This is a genomic window from Moorena sp. SIO3I8 (assembly GCF_010692325.1).
Classification (GTDB): domain Bacteria; phylum Cyanobacteriota; class Cyanobacteriia; order Cyanobacteriales; family Coleofasciculaceae; genus Moorena.
The window spans coordinates 1-2,308 of the sequence record NZ_JAAHHW010000281.1 but is presented as its reverse complement, the minus strand read 5'-3'; the positions used below and the strand labels follow the sequence as shown (position 1 = coordinate 2,308).

The window sequence follows — 2,308 nt, the reverse complement described above, 5'->3', positions numbered from 1 at the left end:
GCAAAGCGCGAGTGGGGGAAACCCCCGCATGAAGGCTTAGGTGCGCTTTCCGTAGGCGAATTAAATTCGCCACGGGTCGCACCTCTGCATCGCTCTCCAGCCCGGTGGGAACCCCCGCATGAAGGCGCTGCCTCCCCAAGACCGCGCTGCATCGCTATATTAACTTGTGTAAAGTTGCCAAAAATCCCTCTGCTCCCTGCTCCCTGTTCCCTGTTCCCTGTTCCCTGTTCCCTGTTCCCTGTTCGCTATTTCAACAGTTAATTTTACTTTTGTCCGACTACTTAAAATGTTCAAGAACAAGAAAAGTCTGTTTCGCCAAGAATCACTTGAACGGCTATCTTCCCCAGAACGGCTGGATCAGTTGATGCAAGTGGTTAATCCTAGGGATTGGCTACCTTTAGCGGCTTTGGGGGGTTTGGTGTTTTTGGCTGTGATTTGGAGTATTTTTGGACGGATTCCCATCACTGTCACCGGTCAAGGAGTACTAATCCGTCCCCGGCGGCTAGTACAGTTTCAGTCCACTATATCTGGACAGTTGGACTCTCTAAATGTCGGGGAGGGGCAATGCTTTGAGAAAAATGATGTACTGGCAACCATTGACCCATCTGAACTCAAAAAGCAGTTACAGCTGCAACGGAGGAAACTAAGTCAATTGCAGGTACAGGATAGAGATAGCAATTTAATTTCAACTCAGCTAACCCAACTGGAAACGGATGCGATCGCAAAGCAGCGAGCTAGCTTAGAGCAACGGTTGCAAGATGCCATGGCTCTGACTCCTGTACTAAAAGAGAAAAACTTTACTGCGATCGCTCGACAGCGTCAAAGTCTAAACCAACAGCTGCGGGATGCCATGGCTCTGACTCCAGTATTACAGGATAAGGGATTAAAAGCGATCGCACAGCAGCGCCAAAGCTTAGAACAACGGCTCAGGGATCTTATAGCTCAAGTCCCAGTTTTCAAACGGAGATGGCAAAAGCGTCAGGAACTGTCGGCGGTAGGGGGAATTGCCGAAGATGCGGTTTTACAAGCGGAACAAGAGTATCGCCAAGCCGTGCAGAGTATCTCGGAGCTGGAAGCACAGTTGAAGCAACTGGATGTTAGTGAAACTGAAACAGAAGGCACATACGTACAGAATCTCAGTACGATTAGTGAGATTCAAGTAAAGTTAGAGGAACTCAGTGTTCGAGAAACTGAGGCGCAACAAAAATATTTGGATAATCTTAATACCATATCCCAAATCAGAGCACAGTTACAAGAGTTGGATACCAAGGAAAAACGTTTAGACCAACAGAATTTGGAAAGTTCTAATCAACGAAGCAATCAGATTCAGGACGTGAAGCTAGAAATTGCTCGACTGGAAAAGCAAGTGGCAGACAAGAGTAAAATTCTGAGTCCTTACGCTGGGTGCGTTGTCGAAATTGCTGCTGCTAGGGGACAAGTGGTTCAACCCGGAACCCAGCTCGGCACCATGACAGTTAAGGGACAAAGTGATGGCATGGAGGGCATTACCTATTTCTCGGTCAAGGACGGAAAAAAGATTCAACCAGGAATGCTGATTCAAATTACACCGGATACAGTTAAGCGGCAACGATTTGGTGGCATTGTGGGCAAAATTACTTCAGTTTCACCCTATCCTGTAACTCGCGAGGGAGCAGCTAGTGTAGTTGGGAATCCAGAAGTAGTAGATAATCTGATCGGTCAGGGGGGAGCAATGATAGAAGTCTACGCTCAATTAGAACCAAATAATACCACGTTTAGTGGCTACCAATGGTCATCTTCTGATGGTCCAGACTTGAAAATTTCTGCCGGAACTACTACCACCGCTAGGGTGAGAGTAAAAGAGCGTGTGCCGATTAGCTTTGTCTTGCCGATTTTGCGGGAATGGAGTGGGATTTATTGAAGGTTTAAAGGTTTAATGTTGAAAGTTGAAAGTTGAAGGTTGAAGGTTGAAAGTTTAAGGTTGAAAGTTTAAAGTTGAAAGTTTGTTCGCGTAGCCTGGCCTTTGGCCAAGGTTATTAGCCAAATGCGAATAACCAAAAAACCTACCCTTCACCGAACTCCAAAGGCGAACAACAAACAAACCTTGGCCTATTGGCCACGCTACGCGAACAATCTACCCTTAACCCTTCAACAAACAACATTCAACCTTGGCCTTTGGCCACGCTACGCGAACAACAAACCAACCTTCAACTTTCAACTTTCAACCTACCCTTAACCCTTCAACAAACAACATTCAACCTTGGCCTTTGGCCACGCTACGCGAACAACAAACCAACCTTCAACTTTCAACTTTCAACAGTAAACAATG

3 protein-coding genes are annotated in these 2,308 nt (G+C 46.4%); all 3 read left to right on the top strand.

The window, feature by feature from the left end; genetic code table 11:
- On the top strand, positions 1 to 261 hold a 261-nt coding region (locus F6K51_RS36175), incomplete at its 5' end, for a hypothetical protein (protein ID WP_293030715.1).
- A 25-nt stretch (positions 262 to 286) separates the two neighbouring features.
- Entirely contained in the window at positions 287 to 1,900 is a 1,614-nt protein-coding gene (locus tag F6K51_RS36170; protein ID WP_293030713.1) for an NHLP bacteriocin system secretion protein, read from the top strand.
- Between the two features lie 191 nt (positions 1,901 to 2,091).
- Positions 2,092 to 2,308: hypothetical protein (locus F6K51_RS36165; protein WP_293030711.1), on the top strand; the 217-nt coding region annotated here is incomplete at its 3' end.